The organism is Colwellia sp. MB3u-45 (assembly GCF_014077005.1).
Lineage (GTDB): Bacteria > Pseudomonadota > Gammaproteobacteria > Enterobacterales > Alteromonadaceae > Cognaticolwellia.
This window is the reverse complement of sequence record NZ_JACGVC010000049.1, coordinates 446,057-470,641: the sequence shown is the minus strand read 5'-3', so window position 1 is coordinate 470,641 and position 24,585 is coordinate 446,057. Positions and strand designations below refer to the sequence as shown.

The 24,585-nt window shown below is 38.9% G+C and carries 18 protein-coding genes; 11 read left to right on the top strand and 7 right to left on the bottom strand.

Annotation, left to right across the window (positions count from 1 at the left end; genetic code table 11):
- Nucleotides 1-2 precede the first annotated feature (2 nt).
- From rsxC to H4J41_RS13000, 4 genes are all read right to left on the bottom strand, one after another.
- Nucleotides 3-2,243, bottom strand: a complete 2,241-nt coding sequence (gene rsxC / locus H4J41_RS13015) for an electron transport complex subunit RsxC (RefSeq protein WP_182137678.1) — start codon at nt 2,241-2,243, stop codon at nt 3-5.
- A gap of 12 nt (nt 2,244-2,255) precedes the next feature.
- Nucleotides 2,256-2,810 carry an electron transport complex subunit RsxB gene (gene rsxB / locus H4J41_RS13010; protein WP_182137679.1) on the bottom strand — a complete coding sequence of 185 codons (555 nt, stop codon included), beginning with the start codon at nt 2,808-2,810 and terminating at the stop codon, nt 2,256-2,258.
- On the bottom strand, nt 2,810-3,391 hold the full coding sequence (gene rsxA, locus H4J41_RS13005; protein WP_081153075.1) for an electron transport complex subunit RsxA: 582 nt from the start codon (nt 3,389-3,391) through the stop codon (nt 2,810-2,812). The genes rsxB and rsxA overlap by 1 nt, the downstream gene beginning before the upstream one ends.
- Nucleotides 3,392-3,618: 227 nt before the next feature.
- Nucleotides 3,619-5,505, bottom strand: a complete 1,887-nt coding sequence (locus H4J41_RS13000; RefSeq protein WP_182137680.1) for an EAL domain-containing protein — start codon at nt 5,503-5,505, stop codon at nt 3,619-3,621.
- Nucleotides 5,506-5,992: 487 nt separating this feature from the next.
- On the opposite strand from H4J41_RS13000, the gene rimP reads away from it, so the two are divergent.
- The 10 genes from rimP to H4J41_RS12950 all read left to right on the top strand — a co-directional run bounded on the left by rimP (nt 5,993) and on the right by H4J41_RS12950 (nt 19,203).
- Complete coding sequence (gene rimP / locus H4J41_RS12995) at nt 5,993-6,454, top strand: ribosome maturation factor RimP (protein ID WP_146878039.1); 462 nt, start codon at nt 5,993-5,995, stop codon at nt 6,452-6,454.
- Between the two features lie 29 nt (nt 6,455-6,483).
- Nucleotides 6,484-7,980, top strand: coding sequence for a transcription termination factor NusA (nusA, locus tag H4J41_RS12990; RefSeq protein ID WP_182137681.1), 1,497 nt, complete (start codon nt 6,484-6,486; stop codon nt 7,978-7,980).
- A 21-nt stretch (nt 7,981-8,001) separates the two neighbouring features.
- Nucleotides 8,002-10,689 carry a translation initiation factor IF-2 gene (infB, locus tag H4J41_RS12985; RefSeq protein ID WP_182137683.1) on the top strand — a complete coding sequence of 896 codons (2,688 nt, stop codon included), beginning with the start codon at nt 8,002-8,004 and terminating at the stop codon, nt 10,687-10,689.
- A gap of 134 nt (nt 10,690-10,823) precedes the next feature.
- Entirely contained in the window at nt 10,824-11,231 is a 408-nt protein-coding gene (gene rbfA, locus H4J41_RS12980) for a 30S ribosome-binding factor RbfA (RefSeq protein ID WP_182137684.1), read from the top strand.
- 2 nt (nt 11,232-11,233) lie between these two features.
- Entirely contained in the window at nt 11,234-12,178 is a 945-nt protein-coding gene (gene truB, locus H4J41_RS12975; protein WP_182137686.1) for a tRNA pseudouridine(55) synthase TruB, read from the top strand.
- 125 nt (nt 12,179-12,303) lie between these two features.
- Nucleotides 12,304-12,573 (top strand): 30S ribosomal protein S15, encoded by a 270-nt coding sequence (gene rpsO, locus H4J41_RS12970; RefSeq protein ID WP_182137687.1) that lies wholly within the window; start codon nt 12,304-12,306, stop codon nt 12,571-12,573.
- Between the two features lie 540 nt (nt 12,574-13,113).
- Nucleotides 13,114-14,031: an alpha/beta fold hydrolase gene (locus H4J41_RS12965; protein WP_259364555.1), complete on the top strand. Its 918-nt coding sequence runs from the start codon at nt 13,114-13,116 to the stop codon at nt 14,029-14,031.
- 542 nt (nt 14,032-14,573) lie between these two features.
- Nucleotides 14,574-16,694 carry a polyribonucleotide nucleotidyltransferase gene (gene pnp / locus H4J41_RS12960; protein ID WP_182137689.1) on the top strand — a complete coding sequence of 707 codons (2,121 nt, stop codon included), beginning with the start codon at nt 14,574-14,576 and terminating at the stop codon, nt 16,692-16,694.
- A 134-nt stretch (nt 16,695-16,828) separates the two neighbouring features.
- Complete coding sequence (gene nlpI, locus H4J41_RS12955) at nt 16,829-17,746, top strand: lipoprotein NlpI (RefSeq protein ID WP_182137690.1); 918 nt, start codon at nt 16,829-16,831, stop codon at nt 17,744-17,746.
- A gap of 20 nt (nt 17,747-17,766) precedes the next feature.
- Nucleotides 17,767-19,203, top strand: coding sequence for a lipopolysaccharide assembly protein LapB (locus tag H4J41_RS12950; protein ID WP_182137692.1), 1,437 nt, complete (start codon nt 17,767-17,769; stop codon nt 19,201-19,203).
- Nucleotides 19,204-19,374: 171 nt separating this feature from the next.
- On the opposite strand, the gene H4J41_RS12945 is transcribed toward H4J41_RS12950, so the two are convergent.
- Nucleotides 19,375-19,617 carry a hypothetical protein gene (locus tag H4J41_RS12945; protein ID WP_182137693.1) on the bottom strand — a complete coding sequence of 81 codons (243 nt, stop codon included), beginning with the start codon at nt 19,615-19,617 and terminating at the stop codon, nt 19,375-19,377.
- A 169-nt stretch (nt 19,618-19,786) separates the two neighbouring features.
- Here H4J41_RS12945 and H4J41_RS12940 point away from each other — a divergent pair, with 169 nt between their 5' ends.
- The gene (locus H4J41_RS12940; protein ID WP_182137695.1) at nt 19,787-21,478 is read left to right on the top strand and encodes a SufS family cysteine desulfurase; all 1,692 of its coding nucleotides are present in this window, start codon (nt 19,787-19,789) and stop codon (nt 21,476-21,478) included.
- Nucleotides 21,479-21,515: 37 nt separating this feature from the next.
- Here H4J41_RS12940 and tcdA read toward each other — a convergent pair whose 3' ends face one another.
- Together tcdA and H4J41_RS12930 are read right to left on the bottom strand one after the other, a co-directional pair.
- Nucleotides 21,516-22,301: a tRNA cyclic N6-threonylcarbamoyladenosine(37) synthase TcdA gene (gene tcdA / locus H4J41_RS12935; RefSeq protein ID WP_182137697.1), complete on the bottom strand. Its 786-nt coding sequence runs from the start codon at nt 22,299-22,301 to the stop codon at nt 21,516-21,518.
- 715 nt (nt 22,302-23,016) lie between these two features.
- The gene (locus H4J41_RS12930) at nt 23,017-24,567 is read right to left on the bottom strand and encodes a hybrid sensor histidine kinase/response regulator (protein WP_182137699.1); all 1,551 of its coding nucleotides are present in this window, start codon (nt 24,565-24,567) and stop codon (nt 23,017-23,019) included.
- Nucleotides 24,568-24,585 lie beyond the last annotated feature (18 nt).

Genomic DNA, 24,585 nt, shown 5'->3' with positions numbered 1-24,585 from the left:
AATTACTCTGAAGTTGTTGATTTGTTGGATGAAGCGGCTAGTTTTTTCGCCTTTGCTTTAGCCACTACTGCCGCTACGCGCGCTTTTTTAGTTGCCGCAATATCCGCTTGTGCTGCTGTATTACTGTCTTGCATAACATCAATGTTAGCGGGCGTTGTTGATGGCTCGGCACGGTCAAACGATGTTTCAGCCGCTAAATTTGCTGCTGTTTTAGCTTTAGCTTTAGCCTTTGCTTTCGCGATTGCAGCGGCCACTTTCGCCTTTTTATTTAGTGCTTGAGTGGCTTTGTCATCTGAATCTGATGCTAAGTTAACTATCTCAAGGGGAAGTGCTTTTGTTGTTGCGTCAACTTGAGCATTAGGGCTGTCTGATATTGTTTCTGCTTGAGGTTTATTTTCGTTTGCTTTTGCTTTTGCAATAGCTACGTCAACCTTAGCTTTTTTATCAATGACAACCGGCGCTGCTTGCGATGAGCTTAGTGACTCGTTGTTTTGCAGCGTATCTAACGACTCTATTTGTGCTTGGTTTTTCTGTGCTATTTTTTTCGCTTTTGCTCTTGCAATAGCATTGGCCACTTGGCTTTTACTCTCGTCAACGGGTGCAACGGGTACAACTGATTCAGCAGTCATCTCGACAGTACTGGTAACAGAACCTTCTGCAGTATTTTGCTTTAGGCTGGCTTGAGCTTTTTTTGCTTTTACCCGAGCAAGTGCGTCTGCTACTGCAGATTTCTCTGATTTTGCTGCACTTGTATCTGTATTCATTCTGGCTTTGCGCGCCTCGGCAGCTTTTTTATGTTTTTCTACTCGGGCAACTTTTTCGCGTTCAAGTCTTTGCTTACGCGCTTCAAATCTAACTTTGGCTTTTTCGGCTTTGATATCGAGTAATTTTTGTTGACGGATTTCAGCTTTGGCAACACGATAATAATGCACTAAAGGTATTTGGCTTGGGCAAACGTAAGCACAAGCACCACATTCAATACAGTCAAATAGATTAAGCTTTGCCAGTTGTGCCTGATCTTTTGCTTTCGCACTCCATAGTAATTCTTGTGGTAGCAATTGTGCAGGGCATACATCGGCACATTGACCACAACGAATACACTCAACCTCTTTACTACTCGTTGACGAAAAGGGTGAGGCTATTTCAATTTCACTAGGCGCTAAAATACAGTTGGTGGTTTTTATCACCGGAACTTGATCATGAGGTAAACTAAAACCCATCATAGGGCCACCCATGATTAAATGCCTATTTTGACTATTTTTGTAGCCACATTGATCCGTTAAAAAACCAACGGGAGTGCCAATAAGTGCCCAGATATTTTGTGGTTTTTCTAGCGCTTGGCCGCTAACGGTAACAACGCGTTTGATCAGTGGTGTGTCATTGATAACGGCGTCAGCAATAGCAAAGCAGGTGGCAACGTTCTGCATCACTATACCCAACGAGCTTGGTAAAACGCCACTAGGGACTTCTTGACCGGTTAATATTTGTATCAGTTGTTTTTCACCACCACTTGGGTATTTCGTTGGAATAACACAAACGTCGATATGGTCAATATCTGCCGTGGCTTTTTTTAAGGCTGAAATGGCCTTAGTTTTATTTTCTTCGATACCGATAAGAATGTTTTTTGGAGTTAATAAATGGTCAAGAATTTTAATGCCATCTAGAATGGTTGGGCTATGTTCTTGAAGCAATAAATCATCAGCAGTGATATAAGGCTCACACTCAGCAGCATTGATAATTAAGTAATCTATTTTAGCTAAGGTGCTTACTTTGACCTGTGTTGGAAAGCCTGCGCCTCCCATACCAGAAATACCTGCATTAGCTATTTTCTCTAATATTTGCGTTTTGCTTAATGAGTGAAAATCAGGACAAATATGACGCTGTTTCCAAGTGTCTTCTCCGTCAGGTGTTAATATAATGCAAGCTTCACTTAAGCCAGAAGGGTGAGGGATCGCCATTGATTTAATGGCCGTGATTGTACCACTGGTAGGGGCGTGAATCGGCACCGACATTGGGCTGTCACAATCACTTAATATTTGCCCTTTAAGCACCTTGTCGCCGACTTTGACCATGACATTACCTGCCTGGCCAATATGTTGACGAATAGGGATAATCAACTGTTCAGGAATTTGCGCACTGGCAATGGGTTTGGAGCAGGTGAGAAATTTTTGCTCAGGCGGATGTATGCCGCCATGAAACTGCGAAAAACTTCCTCGTTTTATACGTTCAATTACCGATTCCACCCAAACCTCGTCTTAATTTATTTGTACTACAGGTATACTATCTAAATCCCATTGCCAGTTTTGTGTTGTTGTGGCAACTGAGATCATCTCTATACAATCTACTGGGCACGGTGCAACACATAAGTCGCAACCGGTGCACTCATCAGCAATGATAGTGTGCATTTGTTTGGTTGTGCCTATAATGGCATCAACCGGACAGGCTTGAATGCACTTGGTACAGCCAATACAGTCTTCTTCAATAATAAAAGCGACTTTAGGGGAGTTATCTGCTTCATGATTCTCATCTAAAGGCTGAACCTCTACCCCCATTAAATCAGCAATTTTTTTAATGGTGTCTTCACCACCTGGCGCACATTTGTTTATAGCTTCACCATTAGCAACGGCTTCTGCATATGGTTTACAACCAGGGTAACCACATTGGCCACATTGTGTTTGTGGCAGCAGTGCATCTAACTGTTCAGCCAGTGGATCACCTTGTACTTTAAACCGCACTGAAGCGAAACCTAACAAGGCACCAAATAAGGCGGCTAGAACACCCAGTACTAATATTGCGATGATTGTATTCATTAAAACTTAACCAATCCTGTAAAGCCCATAAATGCTAATGACATTAAACCTGCCGTGATCATGGCAATAGCTGAGCCTTTAAATGGCGCTGGTACATCGGCATTAGCCAGTTTTTCCCGCATAGCTGAAAACATGATTAATACTAAAGAAAAGCCGACAGCGGCGCCAAAACCATAAATGATAGATTCGAAAAAATTATGTTGCTCATAAAGGTTTAATAGCGCAACACCAAGTACGGCGCAGTTAGTGGTGATCAGTGGCAGAAAAATACCTAACAAGCGATATAAGTTTGCACTGGTTTTATGCACAACCATTTCAGTAAATTGCACGACAACGGCAATCACTAAAATAAAGGTCATGGTGGTTAAATATTCTAAACCTAAGGGCGCTAGAATATAACTATTGACGATGTAGCTCAGTAACGAAGCTAGCGTCATAACAAATGTTGTCGCAAACGACATACCTATGGCAGTTTCAGTGCGAGACGACACGCCCATAAATGGGCATAAGCCTAGGAATTTAACCAAAACAAAGTTATTTACTAATACTGTGCCAACAAGTAGCAAGAGATAATCAGTCATTTGATCAATATATTACTGTGGAAATTCGCGCTATTATCCGTGTTTATCTGGCAATAAACAACATACGAACCGTAAGGATATTCATTTTAATGTGTGGTTAATTACTTGTGGTGAAAAAAACCGAGTAAAGTTAAACAATGAAGCCACAAGTTAATGGCTTTTAAAATTAGATGAAAAAATAAAAAGCCACAGTATTTCAGTGGCTTTAGTTAAGGTTGCTTAATCCACTACACCAAAGAAATAGCTCTGGGCTTACCAATATAGAAACCCTGACAGCCATCAACAAATAGTTTTTCAAGCATAAATTTTTCTTCTTGGGTTTCAACGCTTTCTGCCAGTACACTCACACTTAATCTGTGGGCTAAATCTACCATCAACCGCATAAAATATTGATTATTTTTGTCTTCGTCAATATCTCGAGTGTAAGTGCTATCCATTTTAATAAAGTCAGGCTTTAAATCTCTAAAGAATTTAAATGAAGTTAAGCCAATACCAAAACGTTCAACGGTAATTCTGGCGCCAACCCGGTGGATCATATCAATAAATTTTTTGCTGGTTTTTATATTTTGTTGTAAGCCACTTTCAGTAATTTCAAACACCAGTTTTGAGGCAATGGCGGTATCGCGCAAAAGCCGTCTTTCTAGCCAAATAACGAAATGACCGTCGTTTATCGAACGAGCACTAATATTAATACCAAAGAAATGATTTTGCATATTTCTATCCTCAATTTCTTTTATTACAGTCTCTATAATCATCTGGTCAACAGCAGCAATTTTGTCGAGCTTTTCAGCCATAGCGAAGAAAGAAGCCGTGGGAAGCATATCGTCATTACTATTTAAAAAACGAGCCAAAACTTCTGAGTATACCCGGTTGTTAGGGCTGCTGGGCTTAATCGACTGGACAAGTAAATTAACTCTTTGGTTTTCAATAACACTATCAATTTCTTGCCGCCAATGTTGATTGCCATAACTCGCGCTGATGTTGTATAAAATGCTACTGTCAGCTTGGGCATACCAAGCATTAACGCTTTTGGTTTGGGCGACACTAATGCCAGTATCAGCTAACGCTAAAAGTTCACCTACAGGTTTGTTATCATTAAAATAAACCAAACCTGTATAGCCGATAGAGTCTAAATCTGACGTATGTTGATATTCATTAAAACTTGCCGTGAGGTCTGCCGCAAATGTTTCTGCGCTTTTTAAGCTCACATTGGGGATTAATGTCGCAAAGTCAGAACTATTTAAACGAAAAACTTGCGCACCTCTATATCGACTGATGGCATTTTTCATTATGTCAGCCACCTTGCGGATATAATTATCACCTTCATGATAACCGTGCACTTGATTAATGGTTTGTAATTCAGAGCAACGAGTAATCGACAAAACCCCGAAATCAGAACGGCTATCTGCATTTTCAAAAAATTGAATAAAACAGTTACGATTTTCTAATTTAGTTACTGGGTCGATGTAGGCATCTTTTTCTAATAAGGCTGTTGCGCTAGTTTTTTTAGCAAGCAGTGTTTTGAGTTCAGTTAAATTTTGCTGAATTTCAGGTAAATCAATTATATTATCTTTAACCTCATCAGGGTCATCTTGACCGGAAATGATAAGGTTAAGGTCTTGCTTTATTTGCTCACAAATATTTTGAGTTAATCGACGATAGCGTGCAAGGCTAAATGAGGTTGCAATAAAAATGAATAAAATACTTAATACAAACACCGATAATACCGCTTTACGTAAAAAGACTACCGCATGATTGGCATCTAATTGATATCGTATCGTTAACGCTGAATTAGGCAATTTCACTTGGCTAATAGGCGCCAGTATCAAGTCGGCAAACTGCATAGGCTCTTGTTGCTGATTAATAATGATGGCACCCTCATTATTAGCAATATTGATAAATTGGTAACGGTTGAACTTTGATACTTGCTTGGCAAAGGTTGCACTGTCGCCAGGTTTTATCTCTTGGTCTACAGTGAGTAATGTCTGCTGGTGTTGAATTTGTTGCTCAGAAATTTGAAAGGCCAATAGCAAAGTACAGGTAATTGCTATGCTAGCAATGAAGCCCAAAGCAAAGAGAAAATTTCTTAAAAGTAATTGAGAATATCTATACATATAATTCCAGAATGCCGGTATGTGCCGCTGTAATGATCACAAGTTAAGTGTTGCGAATGATTTTTAACATGAATTAGAGTAATTTACTAACTATCTGATTATGCCGCAATAATTATTATACTCATCTCGGTGAAGTTTGTAGTAATTTTTTTCGCTAGGGCGCGCTTAGCTTACTACTTTAGCCTTATCGTGTTTAAGAAAATTAACTTGCTATCAAAATAGCTATTCTATATAATACGCGCAGCTTGAATGTAGCAATATTTCACTGAATAGATTTTTATCGCAATTAGGTAAAACTTCTAAGATATTGTTATACAGAACCAAGAGAGTTATTGCTTGGTTTACATCGTGGGTTCAGTGAATAAGCCCCGCGTAATGGGGCTTTTTTGTATCTTAACTTTGTGAAAAGGTGCAATAGCAGCAAGGTATATCGCTGGGCTTTATGCCCTTTTTTTGTTTCTGGACTCTTCCAAATTGGAGAAAATGATTGGCTAAATTTGAACACAAACTCACCGCAATGTTACGTCCTGCCGTTGAAGAAACGGGTAAGGAGTTATTAGGCGTTGAATTTCATAGCGCGGGTAACCACTCGGTTTTACGAATATTTATCGACCATGAAAATGGTATCGATGTTGATGACTGTGCTGAAGTCAGTCGTCAAGTAGGGGCTATGCTAGACGTAGAAGACCCAATCAGTAGTGAATATAGCTTAGAAGTTTCATCACCCGGGCTTGATCGCCCGCTTTTTGATAAAGCGCACTTCGAAGCGGTTGTTGATGAAACGGTAGAAGTAAAAATTTCAATGCCATTGAACGGCCGTCGGAAATTCAAAGGTAAATTAGTTACTGTTGAAAACGACAGTTTAATTGTCATGGTTGATAACGAAGAATATGAACTTGTTATCAGTAACATAGATAAGGCTCACCTTGTTTATAACCATCGTAAATAAATTTAAAATACTGAGAAAGGCTAACTAGCATGAGTAAAGAAATATTACTGGTTGTAGATGCTGTTTCTAATGAAAAGGCATTACCACGAGAAAGCATTTTTGAAGCGATGGAAACCGCTTTAGAAACAGCGACAAAAAAGAAATACGAAGGCGACATTTTAGTTCGTGTCAGTATAGACCGTACAACGGGTGAATTTGATACTTTTCGTCGTTGGTTAATCGTTGAAGAAAGCGATACACCAATGGAAAACCCGTATGCTGAAATTAGTTTGGCAGCAGCACAATATGATGAACCAGAATTAAACGTTGGTGATTATGTTGAAGATCAAATCGAATCTGTTAAGTTTGACCGTGTAACAACGCAAACGGCAAAACAAGTTATTGTACAAAAAATACGTGAAGCAGAACGTGGTCTTATTGTTGATGCTTACCAAGAGCAAATTGGCGAAATTATCACAGGTGTGGTGAAAAAAGCCAGCCGTGACAGTGTTATTTTAGACTTAGGAAATAATGCAGAAGCGATTATTTACCGCGATGACATGTTACCGCGTGAAAGTTTCCGTCCAGGCGATCGTGTTCGTGGTTTACTTTATGAAATTAAACCAGAAGCACGTGGTGCGCAGTTATTTGTGAGCCGTACAAAACCAGAAATGTTAATTGAACTTTTCCGTGTTGAAGTACCAGAAATTGGCGAAGAAATGCTTGAGATCAAAGGCGCAGCTCGCGACCCAGGTTCTCGTGCAAAAATTTCTGTAAAAAGTAACGACAAACGCATCGATCCAGTGGGTGCTTGTGTTGGTATGCGTGGATCACGCGTACAAGCCGTTTCAAGTGAGTTAGGCGGTGAACGTGTTGATATCGTTTTATATGATGACAACCCGGCACAATATGTTATCAATGCAATGGCACCGGCAGAAGTTGCCTCTATCATTGTTGACGAAGACAAAAATACCATGGATATCGCTGTTGAAGAAGGCAACTTAGCCATGGCGATTGGTCGAAGTGGTCAAAATATACGTTTAGCTAGCCAATTAACAGGCTGGGAACTAAACGTCATGACCGTTGCAGACATGAACGAAAAGCACCAAGCTGAAAACGATAAAGTATTAACGCTATTTATTGACAAGCTAGACCTTGATGAAGACTTTGCCTTGATGTTAGTAGAAGAAGGCTTCACATCGTTAGAAGAAATTGCTTACGTACCTGTTGCTGAAATGCTTGATATTGACGGCATGGATGAAGACATGGTTGAAGAATTGCGCGAACGTGCAAAAGCAGCAATTACTACGCAAGCATTAGCCAGTGAAGAAACACTTGAAGGTTCAGAGCCAGCAGAAGATTTATTAAATCTTGCCGGTTTAGAACGTCATTTAGCGTTTGTATTAGCGAGTCGTGGTATTACAACATTAGAACATCTTGCTGAACAAGGTGTTGATGAAATATCAGACATTGAAGAATTAGATGAAACCAAAGCGGGCGAGCTAATTATGGCTGCACGTAATATTTGTTGGTTTAACGAAGAATAACTCACCGGGAGAATTATATAGATGGCAAACGTAACAGTAGAACAACTTGCCACAGAGATCGGTACACCGGTGGAGCGTTTAGTTAGCCAATTGGCTGACTCTGGCGTGAATAAATCGGCAACTGATTCTGTTTCGCAAGAAGAAAAAGAAGCATTACTTGACCACTTGAAAAAGCAACATGGTGATGACTCAACCGCTAACCCAAGCAAAATGACCCTTAGCCGTAAGCAAAAGTCTACTTTGGTGTTAGGTCACGGCAGCAAAGCTAAGTCGGTTCAAGTAGAAGTACGTAAAAAACGTACCTACGTAAAACGTAGCGATTTAGAAGAGCAACAACAAGCTGAAGTTGATTCGAAAGCGGCTGAAGAAGCACGCATTCAAGCAGAAGTCGACTTGAAAGCTAAAGCAGAAGCTGATGCTAAAGAAGTAGTAAACGCGCTTGCAGTAGCTGCAGTAAAAGCAGAAGTGCAGGCAGAAGCTAAAGCCGAAGCAAAAGTTGAAGCAGACGCTAAAGCTAAGCAAGCTGCTGTAGTGAAAGCAAAGAATATTGAAGAGTCGGCTGCTAAACCAGCACCAGTGGTAGCTGAAACTGAAGAAGCGAAAAAATTACGCTTACAGCAAGATGCTGAATTAGCCGCTAAAGTTGAAGAAGAAGCCCGCTTGTCTGCAGAAGTAGCACGTAAACTTGCTGAAGAAAACGAATCACGTTGGAAAGAGCAAGAAGCAGAGCGTAAAGCGAAAGAAAAAGAAGTAGTGCATTTAACCTCTTCTAAATACGCGCAAGAAGCTGAAGACAAAAGTGACTCGGCAGATGAAAGTGGTCGTCGCCGCAAGAAGAAAAAACCTGCTGGCCAAGACAGAAATAACCGTGGTCGTAATGCCAGAGGCAAAGGCAAGTTAGGCTTATCTTCACCTCAAAGCTTAAAGCATGGTTTCACTAAGCCAGTTGAAATTAAGCTGAACGAAGTTCGTATCGGCGAAACAATTTCGGTAGCAGAGTTAGCGAATAAAATGTCTGTTAAAGGCGCTGAAGTCGTTAAAGCCATGTTTAAAATGGGTGCTATGGCAACCATTAACCAAGTGATTGACCAAGAAACTGCAGCATTAGTTGCTGAAGAAATGGGTCGTGAAGTTGTGTTAGTGAAAGAAAATGCCTTAGAAGAAGCGGTACTTTCAGATCGTGATCATACCGGTGAAGCTATTACACGTGCACCTGTTGTGACTATTATGGGTCATGTTGACCATGGTAAAACGTCATTACTTGATTACATTCGTAAAGCTAAAGTAGCTGATGGCGAAGCGGGTGGTATTACCCAGCATATCGGTGCTTACCATGTAGAAACAGGGCACGGAATGATCACATTCCTTGATACTCCTGGTCACGCGGCCTTTACAGCCATGCGTTCACGTGGTGCTAAAGCAACAGATATTATTATTATTGTTGTTGCCGCAGATGATGGTGTAATGCCACAAACAATTGAAGCTATCCAGCATGCTAAAGCATCTGACGCGCCAATTATCATCGCTGTCAACAAAATGGATAAAGAAGGTGTAGATACTGACCGTGTTAAGAGTGAATTATCACAACACGGCGTACTTTCTGAAGAGTGGGGCGGTGACGTTCAGTTCTGTCATGTATCAGCTAAAACTGGTTTAGGTATTGACGAATTACTTGACGCTATATTAGTACAGTCAGAAGTTCTAGAACTTACGGCTGTTGTTGATAAAATGGCTAATGGTGTTGTTGTTGAGTCTAAACTTGATAAAGGCCGTGGCCCAGTGGCTACAGTACTTGTTCAAGAAGGTACATTGAACCAAGGTGATATCGTACTTTGTGGTTTAGAATACGGTCGTGTTCGTGCTATGCGTGATGAAAACGGCAATGCTATTCAATCTGCCGGTCCATCTATTCCAGTAGAAATTATTGGCTTAAGTGGTGTTCCAATCTCAGGTGATGAAGCAACTGTTGTTAAAGATGAGAAGAAAGCGCGTGAAGTTGCTTTATTCCGTCAAGGCAAGTTCCGCGATGTGAAACTTGCTCGTCAACAGAAAGCTAAACTTGAAAATATGTTTGCGAGCATGGCTACTGGTGAAGTTTCTGAAGTTAATGTAGTACTTAAATCTGATGTTCAAGGTTCACTTGAAGCCATTTCAGATTCATTGACTAAGCTTTCTACTGATGAAGTTAAAGTACGCATTATTGGTAGTGGCGTTGGTGCTATTACTGAAACAGACGCAACCTTAGCTTCGGCTTCTAACGCTATTGTGATTGGTTTTAATGTTCGTGCCGATGCAGCAGCGCGTAAAGTCATTGAAATTGAGAAAATTGACTTACGTTACTACAGCGTTATTTACGCCTTAATCGACGAAGTTAAAGCAGCAATGAGCGGTATGCTTGCTCCTGAGTTTAAGCAAGAGATCATTGGTTTAGCACAAGTACGTGATGTATTTAAGTCACCAAAAATTGGCGCAATTGCTGGTTGTATGGTTACTGAAGGTATTATCAAACGTTCAGCACCGATTCGTGTATTGCGTGAAAACATAGTTATTTACGAAGGTGAGTTAGAATCTTTACGTCGCTTTAAAGATGATGTAGCAGAAGTTCGTAACGCTACTGAATGTGGTATCGGTGTTAAGAACTATAATGATGTTCGTGTTGGTGACCAAATCGAAGTATTTGAAACGATTGAGATTAAACGCACACTTTAATCGCGTTTAGTTTTCATGGTTTAGTTAAAATGGGGGCTTAGCCTCCATTTTCATTTGCAAAATATACGTAATACTTAATATTGATGCAGGTATACTGTTATCAATATTAACTCATTACGTTGTAGGAATTATTTATGGCCAGAGAATTTGCTCGTACTGATCGAGTTGCACAAGAAATTCAAAAAGAAATCGCGATGATTATTCAGCGCGAAGTAAAAGATCCACGTTTAGGTATGGTGACGGTAAATGCGGTAGAAATTACCCGTGATTTAGCTTATGCAAAAATATTTGTTACCTTCTTCACTTTGGAAGGTCAAAATGTTGATGTGTCAATCGAGGTATTAAATGAAGCGGCAAGTTACATTCGCACTTTGTTAGCTAAGCGTATTAATGCCCGCATTATGCCAGAGCTACGATTTATTTATGATAGCTCTATGGTTGAAGGTGTTCGCATGGGTAACCTAGTTGATAAAGCGGTTGCTGAAGACGTGAAGAATCACGAAGGTGAAATAGACGAAGCCCCGGCCGCAGAGAGCGAATAAACATGGCGAAGAAAAGAAAAGGCCGTGCTATTAACGGCGTTTTATTACTTGATAAACCCTATGATATGTCGTCTAATAATGCGCTACAGCGAGTTAAACACATTTATTTCGCGCAAAAAGCAGGTCATACCGGCGCTTTAGATCCATTAGCCACTGGTATGTTACCGATATGTTTGGGTGAAGGAACTAAGTTCTCTCAGTTCTTACTTGATACCGATAAAACTTACCAAGTTACTGCTAAATTAGGTGTGCGTACTACCACTAGCGATGCGGATGGTGAGGTTGTTAGTGAAAAGTCTGTTGATGTCAGTGCTGAGCAATTAGCCATAGCATTAGACTCATTTCGCGGTACAACTCAACAGATCCCATCAATGTATTCAGCGTTAAAGTATCAAGGGCAACCTTTATATAAATATGCTCGTGAAGGTATTGAAGTACCTAGAGAGTCACGTGACATTACGGTATTTCGCTTGGATTTATTACGTTTTGAAGGTGATGAAGTTGATTTAGATATTCATGTTTCTAAAGGTACTTACATTCGCACCATTATTGACGATTTAGGCGAGCTTTTGGGCTGTGGTGCTCATGTTGCTCATTTACGTCGCAGTGCTGTGGGTAATTACCCGACAGAAAAAATGGTGACAATCAAAACATTAGAAACCCTGTTAGCACAAGCCGTCGCTGAAGATGTTCCGCCATCGGTGTATTTAGATGACTTATTATTACCGATGACAACCGCTTGTGATGGTATTCCTGCGGTTTTTGTTGATGATATGTCAGCAAACTTTTTACGCCACGGTAACCCTGTACAGTGCTCAAATGCGCCGGCAAATGGTCTAGTACAAGTATTCATTGGCGATGATGTTGATACGGGTGAGTTTATTGGCGTTGGGGAAATTGATGATGATGGTTTAGTTAATCCTAAACGTATCACTGTTGTTGGATAACTTTATACCTTAGGTTTAGGTTGCAATTACAGCCGTTATTGATAGACTGTGCGCTCTTAGAACGTCTTGCTGACTTAGTGTTCGGCTCGACGCGATTTTAAACACTAAAAATTAAGGTAAATATTATGTCTTTAAATGCTGCTGAAAAAGCTGCTATCGTTGCAGAATACGGACAATCTGAAGGTGATACTGGTTCTCCAGAAGTACAAGTTGCTTTGTTAGCTATACAAATCAACCACTTACAAGGTCACTTCAAAGAGCACATCCATGATCACCATTCACGTCGTGGTTTATTACGCATGGTAAGCCAACGTCGTAAATTACTTGATTACTTAAAAGGCAAAAACGTTGAACGTTATACTGTCTTAATCGGTAAATTAGGTATACGTCGTTAAGACGAGCTTTATTATAAAATAAGCAAAAATCATAAAAAGGAGCCTAATGGCTCCTTTTTTTATCCCTTGAATTTACCCACCTCAGTTTGAGAGATATGAAACTGTGTTCTACGTTGTTTTTATAGAGATCAGCATCATAATGTAGCTACTTAACTATTATTGGGCATAAAACCTAAATTTAAGCCTGATAGATAAGTGAGATTGCTCGTACTTTATCGTTATGACCGCTAAGGTTTATGCAAAAATATAATGCCTATGTCGTCTATGACGTTGCTCTAATAAACTGAAAATTATCAGGTATTCTTAGCGTTAAAATCAGAAATTAGCTGTTAAAGTCAGAAGTTAGATATAAGTGAACATACATTTTAGTCATACCCATAGTAATGATTTTTTTGAGTAACAACGAAATTAATAAAGTCAGTATTAGTTAATTTGATATAGATAGCTGCAATGATTAATATGGTAAAAAATAAAAATAAAAATAAAAATAAAAATAAGGCGTCAAAAACGTTGATAATTTTAAAGAGCAGTTTCTACCTATTGCTAATAGCAATAGTTTCCCTTGCCATTTATCTCTATGTAAATAAAGCGCCTGACAGATCTGTTGCAGAACTTAGTCAACGTTGGGCACCTGAACCCTCACAATTTTTAAATATTGCCGGTATGAATATTCATCTCAGAGATGAAGGGCCAACATCTGATCAAGAGCCTATTGTGTTAATCCACGGCACGAGTGCGTCATTGCATACGTGGGACGGTTGGGTTGAGGTCTTAAAAGAGCAACGTAGAGTTATTCGTTTTGACTTACCCGCTTTTGGTTTGACGGGCCCCGATCCACAAAACAACTATAAAATTGAACATTACGCTGAAGTAGTTATTGCCGTGTTAGATAAATTGCAAATCAATAAGAGTGTCTTAGCTGGTAACTCTTTAGGCGGTTATATTGCTTGGGCAACCGCTGTATTACACCCCGATAGAGTCTCAAAATTGATTCTAGTTGATGCCAGTGGGTATCCTTATGAGTCTACATCCATGCCACTTGCTTTTAAATTGTCAAAAAATCCGGTCACAAGTCTCTTATTAAATAATGTTTTACCAAAATGCTTGGTAGCACGCAGTGTTAAAAATGTTTATGGAAATCCTGATTTGGTCAGCGATAAATTAGTTGAGCGATACTATCAACTATCTCTTCGTGAGGGTAACCGTAGTGCTTTAAAAGCACGTTTTGAGCAAACATTACCCGGGCCGCTAGCAAAAAAAATTCAAACAATAAAACAGCCTACACTTATACTCTGGGGTAAAAAAGATCAGCTAATACCGGTTAAACTTGGCGTGCAATTTGCGCAAGAAATCGCTAATAGTCAATTGATTGTTTTTGAAAAATTAGGCCATGTACCACATGAGGAAGATCCCCAAGCAACAGTGTCGGCAGTGATAAAATTTTTACAGGTTAACTAAGGCCAACTTAGCCTCTTACTGGTAAGTTGATAAAGGGTTGTTGCCTGCATTGTGATTTTAGACACTAGTTTTACTTATAGCTAGCTTATTAGAATAACACTTGAGGCAGTTAGGTTACCGAGCACAACTATGCTCTGTTCTGCCATCCTGATGCGCTCAACTTTTACTATCTTTTAGCATTCTTAGTGTTGTCTTCAAGCCATGCCAGTAACTTTTGCTCAACTTACCCAAATCTGCATCTTGAAGTTGAGCCGATATAACATGCAATACAAATTGTCAGAATAGCGAATATAGGCGAAAATCTTCAGGTTTTACTCTTTTAAACCCATCATTTATGCTTTCAGGCTAGTAAAAACATAGGTGTTAAGTATAATGTGCGTGCAAATTTCGTATTTGTAAAAAACTAATCAATCAAACTGTATAATTTTTTGTTCAGCTTAGTGCGTAACTTATCGGTAACGCCTTAATACTTAATGATTAACTAAGTGAATAAATAATTGTACAGATTGATTAAAATCAAAAATATCTAAGGAACTAACTAAATGTTTAATCCAGTTACTAAAACATTTGAGTTCGGTCAACATACCGTAACTCTAGAAACGGGCGTTATCGCTCGTCAAGCCACTTGTGCCGTTATGGCTAGCATGGACGATACCTCAGTATTAGTCTCTGTTGTTGGTAAAAAAGAAGCAAAACCAGGACAAGACTTTTTCCCATTAACGGTTAACTATCAAGAGCGTACTTATGCTGCTGGTAAAATCCCAGGTGGTTTCTTTAAACGTGAAGGCCGTCCTTCAGAAGAAGAAACATTAATCTGTCGTTTAATCGATCGTCCAATTCGTCCACTATTCCCTGCAGGGTTTACTAACGAAGTTCAAGTCGTCATCACTGTAGTTTCTGCTAACCCAGAAATTTCTCCTGATATTATTGCTTTATTAGGTACTTCTGCTGCATTAGCCATTTCAGGTATGCCTTTTAGCGGTCCTGTTGGTGCAGCGCGCGTTGGTTATACTGACGGAAAATACATTCTTAACCCATTACAATCTGAATTAGAAGCTTCTCAGTTGAACTTAGTTGTTTCTGGTACAGACTCTGCCGTATTAATGGTTGAGTCAGAAGCTGACGTGCTTTCTGAAGAAGTTATGCTTGGCGCTGTTATGTTTGGTCATGAGCAAATGCAAACAGCTATCACGGCTATTAAAGAAATGGCTGCAGAAGTTAACAATCCTAAATGGGATTGGGTTGCACCGGTTAAGAACGCTGATGTTATTGCTAAAATTACAGAGCTTTCTGAAAGCCAAGTAAACGAAGCTTATCAAATCACTGAAAAAGCAGTTCGTTACGAAAAAATTAAAGAAATTCGCAATGGTGTTATCGAAACATTATTAGCGGCTGATCCTGCGCTTGACGTGCAAGAAGCCAAAGATTTATTTCACGACTTAGAGAAAACAGTCGTTCGTGGTCGTATTACAAAAGGCATGCCTCGTATCGATGGTCGTGATCCTGAAATGATCCGCGCACTAGACGTAATGACTGGCGTATTACCACGTACTCATGGCTCTGCTGTGTTTACTCGTGGTGAAACTCAAGCCTTAGTTGTTGCTACTTTAGGTACACAACGTGATGCACAACGTCTTGACACTATTATGGGTGAGAAAACTGATAGCTTCATGCTACATTATAACTTCCCTCCATACTGTGTTGGTGAAACGGGTTTTGTTGGTTCTCCTAAGCGTCGTGAAATCGGCCATGGTCGTCTTGCAAAACGCGGTATGTTGGCTGTTATGCCTTCTGCTGAAGAATTCCCGTATTCAGTTCGCGTAGTGTCTGAAATTACTGAGTCAAATGGTTCATCTTCAATGGCTTCTGTTTGTGGTACTTCATTAGCACTTATGGATGCTGGTGTACCAATCAAAGCTTCAGTTGCTGGTATTGCTATGGGCCTAGTTAAAGAAGGCGATGACTTTGTTGTACTTTCTGACATTTTAGGTGATGAAGATCACTTAGGCGATATGGACTTTAAAGTAGCGGGTACTACCGGTGGTATTACTGCACTTCAAATGGACATTAAAATTGAAGGTATTACGCAAGAAATCATGCAACTTGCTTTAAACCAAGCAAAAGCAGCGCGTAATCACATCTTAGCTGTTATGGATGAAGCTATTGGCGGACATCGTGATGATATCTCTCAATTTGCTCCACGTATTCATACCATGAAAGTTCCTCAAGATAAAATTCGTGACATTATCGGTAAAGGTGGCGCAACTATTCGTCAGTTAACTGAAGAAACCGGCACGACCATTGAAATTGAAGACGATGGTACAGTTAGAATTGCGGCGACTGATGGCGAGCAAGCTAAAGATGCTATTGCACGTATTACTGCATTAACTGCTGAAATTGAAGTGGGTACTATTTACACAGGTAAAGTTGTACGTATCGTTGATTTTGGTGCGTTTGTTAACGTATTGCCAGGTAAAGATGGTTTAGTACATATTTCTCAAATCTCTGAAGAACGTGTTAACGCTGTTAGCGACGTATTGACAGAAGGCCAAGACGTAACGGTTAAAGTATTAGAAGTTGACCGTCAAGGTCGCGTACGTTTAAGCATGAAAGAAGCAATGGAAAAACCTGTTGTAGCGCCTACAACTGACGCAGCAGAATAATTATTTTGTTATAAATCAAGTGTATCAGGTGCGTTTGTAAAACCTACCTGACATCTTGTACACAAAAAGGGAGCTTAATTGCTCCCTTTTTTATATACTCAATAGTATAAATACTTACTAGGATACTGCTTTTCGTGCGCTTACTTTCTAAAACTCAACTTTCTCAAGCTTTATTTTCTAAAGTGTTACTTATTTCAGGTTTATTGCTCACTCAAGGTTGCTTATCAACAACCCCTGAGCAATCAGTTATTGGCGACTTGATTATTGCTGAACCCATTGCCATTAGTTATAAAAATGAAATAGCGCTGGCACGATTAACACAAGTGTTACAACGCGCTGAAATCAGCGATGGCCAAAGAGCAGAATTGTTTTATCAGCGCGGGGTTGAATACGACAAGGTGGGTTTACGTGCTTTAGCTCGCTTTGATTTTAACCAAGCGCTTAATCTAAAACCTGATATGTCAGACGCCTACAATTTCTTAGGTATTCATTTTACTCAGTTACGAGAGTTTAATCAGGCATACGATGCCTTTGATTCCGCGATAGAATTGGCTCCCGATCATGAATATGCTTATTTAAATCGTGGCATTGCGCTATATTATGGTGGCCGGCCAAATCTAGCTGCAGATGACTTTAAGGTATTTAGACAATACCAGCAGAACGATCCTTATCGCCTGTTGTGGCAATATTTGGCGGACGTAGAATTAGATCAGCAAAAAGCCAATCAAGACTTAGTAGTGTATGCGCAACAGATAGATGAAAGGGTGTGGGCAAAAAATGTTATTAAACTTTACTTAGGCGAAATGAGCCAAGGTACTTTTATTGATCGGATGGCAGAAGATGTTACTTCAAATGAAGCACTGACAGAGCGCTTATGTGAAGCCTATTTTTATTTAGGTAAGTATAGTCAACTGCAAGGTGATGTTAATGCCGCTATTAACTTTTTTAAACTGGCGCTCAGTACCAACGTATATGAATTTGTTGAGCACAGGTATGCCAAACTTGAATTAGATTTAATGCGCGAAACAGCACTAGAAAGTAGTGAACCTTAATCTGCATTTACAGACAAAATGTGATAATAATTAAAAAAATTCTAATAAGCTTAGTTGTCTTTACATCGCTAAGTTTATTTTTTTTCATCACTGATTATCGTGAAAAAATTGCTAACGCCGAGATCACCCGTCAACAACTATCGATATTAGAAACCTTAGACCTATTTATTAATACCGATGAACGATTAGTTCAGCTGTTAGCAAAAGGTAATAATAAGGCATGGCTACACCTAGCAAAACTCCATGGCGACTCCAACGCCCTTACGGCTTATCAATTAGCTGAATATTATCGTCGCGATAAGCAAATAACATCAGCTGAACTATGGTATCGAGTAGCGATACGTCAGCAGCATGTTGAGGCGCGAATAGCCTTGGCAAATATTTATTTTAAGCAACAACAATATGCTGACATTAAACCATTATTATTACCTATTGTGGGCAATGACAATGCGCTAGCCATGTTATATAAAATAGCCTTATATCAAGGTGATCTAGCCTTTATTGCAGCGCATAAAAACAGGTTAGCGCAAGGTGGAAATATTGGCTTGTACAATGAGCTTGAACAATTTTCTGTATTTAGTGAAAGCCAAGATCAAACGAAGAGTGAAGAAAAACTCGAGTACAATACAGAACAAAATACAGAACAAAATACAGAACATAATATAAAAAAAAATATAAAACAAAATTCAGCTTGCTCGGTAGATGTACAACTGTTTGCCACAAGCTTAAAAGGTTTACGACATGGCCAACAGTTAATGTCAGCCTTTGGGCAGCACAAGTTGGCAAAATATATTTGTTTGCGAACACCTAAATATATTCCTGCCGAAGCCATTAATTGCCTGCATGGCGTTAGTGAAAATATAAGCTGTAATACCAGCGTTTGGACCACACGCAATGACATTAATACTCGTTATCTTGGTGTTATTGTTGAGCAAGGTGGTGCTAATGTCGATCATGGTATTATGTACATAGACCAGGATGACAACCTTGATGTTTTAATTCATGAGCTTAGTCATTTCATTGGCTTTGTTGATGAATATCCGCTGCCAAAACAACATCAAAAGTGTCAGCAAGTTCAGCAAAGCCCCTTTGCACATAATTTGGTTGTTTTACCTGATTTTTATCAAGGGCAGCGTGAAAAGTTGCGAGCAAGCATACTGTCTCAGGTGCCATGGCGAAATTTAATTAAACACTCAACACCAATATTGTCGAAGTATAAGCAAGGCTGGACGTTAGCCACACCAGTAACATATCAAAACGAAATAGGGCTGTTTACCACAGCTTCTTGTAATAAACAGCGTAAAACGCAAGCGTTTAAACCCTTAGCCTCGCGTACAAAGCTGGAGTATTTTGAATTGTATTTTCCAGAAATATATTTAAATATTATTGAGTTAGCACCCAAGCTTTTTTTAATGCCAAATTATCATTTTAATCTGAAGCGAGATTTAGCTCATTAAGAGAATCATGCCAAGGTGGTAGGTATAGTAAAGGCTAAGTAATTTGATTAATTAACAATTAACAATTAACAATTAACACTTAGCAACTTAACAACTTAAAATACAGCCAACTTAAACATTATCCTTATTGGCTATATGGTTATGTTTTTCGTTTCATTAGTTAACTTGATGTCAGCTAATATGTTCTTTAAGTACATTAATCTTAGATTCCTTTAGTGAATTGAACTTATTTACTTTTTTTAAATGTGCTGCCGAATTTAGGTATTCCTGCTGTAATGCAGTTTTTATTCTTACTTTAGCTATCGGCCACATGGTGTTGTTGTTAAATACTGATAGTTCTTCCTCTATTAACGCTTTACTATTTTTGGTGGAGCTAACTTTTTTCCTTCTCAGAAACCATGAAAATAATGCCATAGTATTTATCCCTCCAATTACTCACTTAAGGTATAGCGTAAATTATTTCTTTTTGCTGAACGATATTTAATATTTTATCTATATGAAGATTTTATCGCGCTTATAAAGATTTTAACCAACAAGTTAAGATATAATTGTGGCAACTTAATGAAATTACTATTACATTTTTATGGAAAAATTTTCTTTTACTTCCTTTCGTCAAAAATTTCCTATTCTTGCCGGCAAAGTTAATGGCAAACCGTTAATTTATTTTGACAATGCGGCCACAACTCAGAAACCAAACTGTGTTATTGACAGCCATAAAAATTATTATCAATCGAATAATGCCAATGTGCATCGCTCTTCTCATGCCTTAAGCGCCAGAGCCACTGTGGCTTATGAAAGCGTTAGAGAAAAAGCACAGAAATTTATTAATGCTAAAACCAGCAAAGAAATTATCTGGACCAAAGGTTGTACTGAAAGTATTAATTTAGTTGCGCAGAGTTGGGGACGAACAAGATTACAACCCAATGACGAAATTGTTTTAAGCTATAGCGAGCATCACGCTAATATTGTGCCTTGGCAAATTGTTGCAAAGCAAACGGGTGCTAAAATTAAAGTATTGCCACTAATGCAAACCGGTGAAATAGATGTTGCTCAATTAGAGGGGATTATTGGCGAACGCACCAAAATTGTTTGTTTTGGTCATATCTCTAATGTTGTTGGCCGAATTAATCCAATTGAAGAGATCATTCGTGTAGCGAATAAGTACCAAGCATTAACTTTAGTTGATGGCGCTCAGGCAATTGCTCATTTAAGTGTTGATGTCAGGGCATTAGGCTGCGACTTTTATGTTTTTTCTGCTCATAAAATGTATGGCCCAACGGGTGTTGGTGTGCTGTACGGGAAGCGGGAATTATTAGAGGAAATGCCACCATATCAAGCCGGTGGCGAAATGATCAAAGCGGTGAGCTTTGAGCAAACAACATTTAATGAATTACCGTATAAGTTTGAGGCCGGTACCCCTAATATTGCTGGTGTTGTAGCCTTAGGTGCGGCGATTAGTTTTATTGAAAAACAAGGGCATAGCGGGATATTTGCCTACGAAAGACAATTAACACAATATTGCTTTGAGCAGTTATCAAGCGTACAAGGGTTAAACTTTATTGTTGATGAAGTGCCTGATATTCCGGTATTTTCATTTACTCTTGCAGGGCAACATAATCATGATGTTGCTACTGCGCTAGACAGCGTAGGGATTGCGGTTCGCTCGGGGCATCATTGTGCTATGCCTTTAATGCAATATCTCAATATTGATGGCTGCATCCGCTTATCTTTGTCGGCATATAATAGCTTTCAAGAGATAGACTTTACGGTGCAGCAATTACGAAGCTTGAGTGAGCCAATATCGAATGTTAGTGATGATTTAAGTGCTTCAAAACCTGATGACATTATTAGCGTTGATGCGCTTGCCAACAGTAATTTAGCCGTTGATGACATATTAGCTATGTTCGCTAAAGCAAAAAGTTGGGACAGTAAACATCGTGAAATTATGATGTTGGGTAAAAAGCAATTACGCTTACCTGATGAAGATAAAACCGAGCTGTCATTAATTTCTGGCTGTGAAAGTCAGGCATGGTTGTTGTGTTATCAAGAGGCAGATAATTCGTTTCGCTTTAAAGGTGATAGTGACGCCAAAGTTATCAGGGGTCTATTTGCCATTATATTGGCCGCGGTTGATAACAAAACGGCAGCACAAATAAGCGTTTTTGATATGGACAGTTATTTCGCTAAGTTAGGCTTATTACAACACTTAAGCCCTTCACGTGGTAATGGACTTCGGGCTATTGTGCAGAAAATACAGCACTCGATAGCCCAATAACAGTAACCTGTTAGCCTTTATGTCGAATATATAAAGGCTAACTAAGCGCCTTTTTCAAATATTTATCCATTGCCTTAGCAACCGCAAAAAAAGCAAAACAAGCGGTAACGTGAGTTGCTGCGCCAAAGCCACCACTACAATCTAAACGCATTGATCCATCGCCTGACTGCTTAGCATGGCAAACATTACCTTCGGAGTCTGGGTAACGTAGTTGTTCAGTGGAAAATATCGCATCAATTGAAAACTTTCGTTTCACATTCCGTGAAAAATTGTACTCTCTGCGCAGTTGGTTACGTACTTTCGCTAGCAGCGGATCTTGAAATGTTTGGCTTAAATCGGCAATGGCAATTTTACTGGGATCAATTTGACCACCAGCACCACCAATGGTAATAATCGGTAATTTATTTCGTTTACAATGAGCAATAATCGCCGTTTTAACATTAACAGAGTCGATAGCATCGATAACGTAATCAAACGAATTTGACAGTAAATCACCGACATTTTCCAACGTTACGAAGTCTTCTATGGTGCTAACCAAGCACTCAGGATTAATTTGCTTTATTCTATCGCGCATAACGTCAACTTTACTTAAGCCTACGGTATCGGTTAAGGCATGAATTTGGCGATTAATATTGGTGACGCATAAATCATCTAGGTCAATTAATGTGATCTGCCCAATGCCATTACGGGCTAAGGCTTCTGCGACCCATGAGCCAACACCGCCGATGCCGATCACACAAAAGTGTGCCTGCTGTAGCGCTGCACTTTGACTGTTACCATATAACCTGGCAATCCCACCGAACCTTAATTGATAATCTGACATTATTTAGCTACTCGCTTGAAAATTCGCTGCGCATTATAGCAGTACCTTTCAGTAAAGCTACGAGCGCAGGTAATATAGTGCTCAGTAAAGACATCATTTTAGTTTTTTTAGCTGCAATTTTTACCCTATTGCTCTATTTAGTATTTATTAGCCTTATAATGAATATTTATGGTATTGATAGAAAAATAGCCCTATCTTGATGATAAATAATCAGAGGTGTTGGTTTTTTAACCATAAATCAAGCTTGATTTAGTCAGAGTGTAAAAAATTGTGATAAATATAGCTGTAAATGTAGTTGAATATGTCATTTTTTAGCTAATTTAGACTCATTTTTATAAAATAATTTACTTAATTAACGCTGATATTTATCGAAATATCACTCTACTACTTTTTAATCGCGATAAAATGAGGTTATTTTTGACATCTTCATGGCTAAAAACAACAAATATTCAAGCTGTATTAGTCATATGCTGATTTTTTTTAATGATGGTTTAGCCACATTATTGGCTTTTGCATAGGATAGTTAAAGCGGTTTAACTAAGTGTTCTATCAGGTGCTCATTAGCCATTTACCAAGTCTCTGAGTTAGATGCCATTAAAAATTAGGCGATTAATTAAGTTTTTTTTGGCCACTGTAATATGAATATAGCCTTAATTTTTAGCCATTTTATAAGCGCTGTTCGTGCTATAGCTAAATAATACCTATAACAATACTGTTAAGCCGCAGGCAGTTTGACGATAAACTGTGTTTGCTGTTCATTGATAATAGTAAATGATATTTCACCATGCTGTACTTCAGTCATTAGTTTAGCTGAATAGGTGCCCAATCCTGTGCCAGTACTATGGTTTGAGCTGGTGTACTTCTCAAATAACGATGAGCGTAAGTGCTTAGCAATAATCCCGTGGTTGGTGAGTTTAAAGCATATATCATTATTATCATGGGTTAATGCTATCGTTATCGCGTGATTTACAGGTGAGGCCTCTACTGCATTTTTGATCAAATTATTGAAAATTGACAAACAAAGTAATGGCTCAACCATAATGGCATATTCACTATCAAAGCCATTTAATACAAAGTGGACTTTTTTATCATGGCTAGTACTGGATATCGCATTGATGGCATCGTCAATTAACAAGTTTAAGTTGGTTGCCTGCGGCATTAGTGTATAAATACCTTGCTCAATTTTGTAGACATTGAGTGAGTTATTAACCATGTTTACAACATTATTTACTGCGCGATTAATTGATTTTGCTGCTTTTTTATCAGCTAATCGATATGTTTCAAATAAAATATTGTTCAAAGGCGCTTTTAAATCATGATGAGTTATTTTCTCAATATCTTCACGTAACTTGGCATTTTCTTTAAGAGTAGCTACTTGCGCAGACAGATCTAGCTTTTGCTGCTGTAAGCGGATATGTATAGCAACACGAGCACGCAGCAAATCACCATTTAATGGTTTGGTAATATAATCAACAGCACCTAAATCAAAACCATATTTTATATCTTCAACGAGTGCTTTAGCGCTGAGGAATATTACCGGGATACTGGCGCTTGCCTCATTGTCTTTAAGGCTTTTACAAACTTGATAGCCATCCATTTTTGGCATCATAATATCAAGTAAAATCAATCTGATATTATACTTATTATTGGCCACTATTTTCAGTGCATGTTCACCTGATTTTGCTGCCATTACGCGGTAAAGATCACGCAAGTTTCCGGCTGCTACATCAATGTTACTGCTTTCATCGTCAACGACAAGGATAGTTGGCTTTTGTGCTAGTAACACAGGTGCTGTGTTACTAGCAGGCTTTGATAACACACCACTATCATTATCATCTTCTTGATAAGTTTGAGCAGTAAATATAGCGTTTTGTGTTAAGGCAAATAATGCTTCGATCACATATTGTTTTCTAAAGGGGGGAAATAGAGAGATGCTATTTGTTAATGTGCATTTTACATTTTGGGCTTTGTTTAACTTTATTGCTGAATTTTTTTCGTCAATTTGATGCAAGAGTACCATTAAAGGCAGCTGTTTTATCTTTGATGCTTTTGCTAATTCGTCACGAAAATTTAAGCTGTTTTTATTGGTTAAATTATCTGCACAAATCAACAAACTTATAGCTGAAAATTGCGCATATTCTATTGCGTCTTCAGCATTTTCGATACAAGCAATGGCATTTTTACTAATACCACAGGAGAGTAATATTTTAGCAAGAGCTTCGCGTACTAAGCGACTTTCATCGACGATTAAAATATGGTCAAGCACAAATATGATACCGTTTAA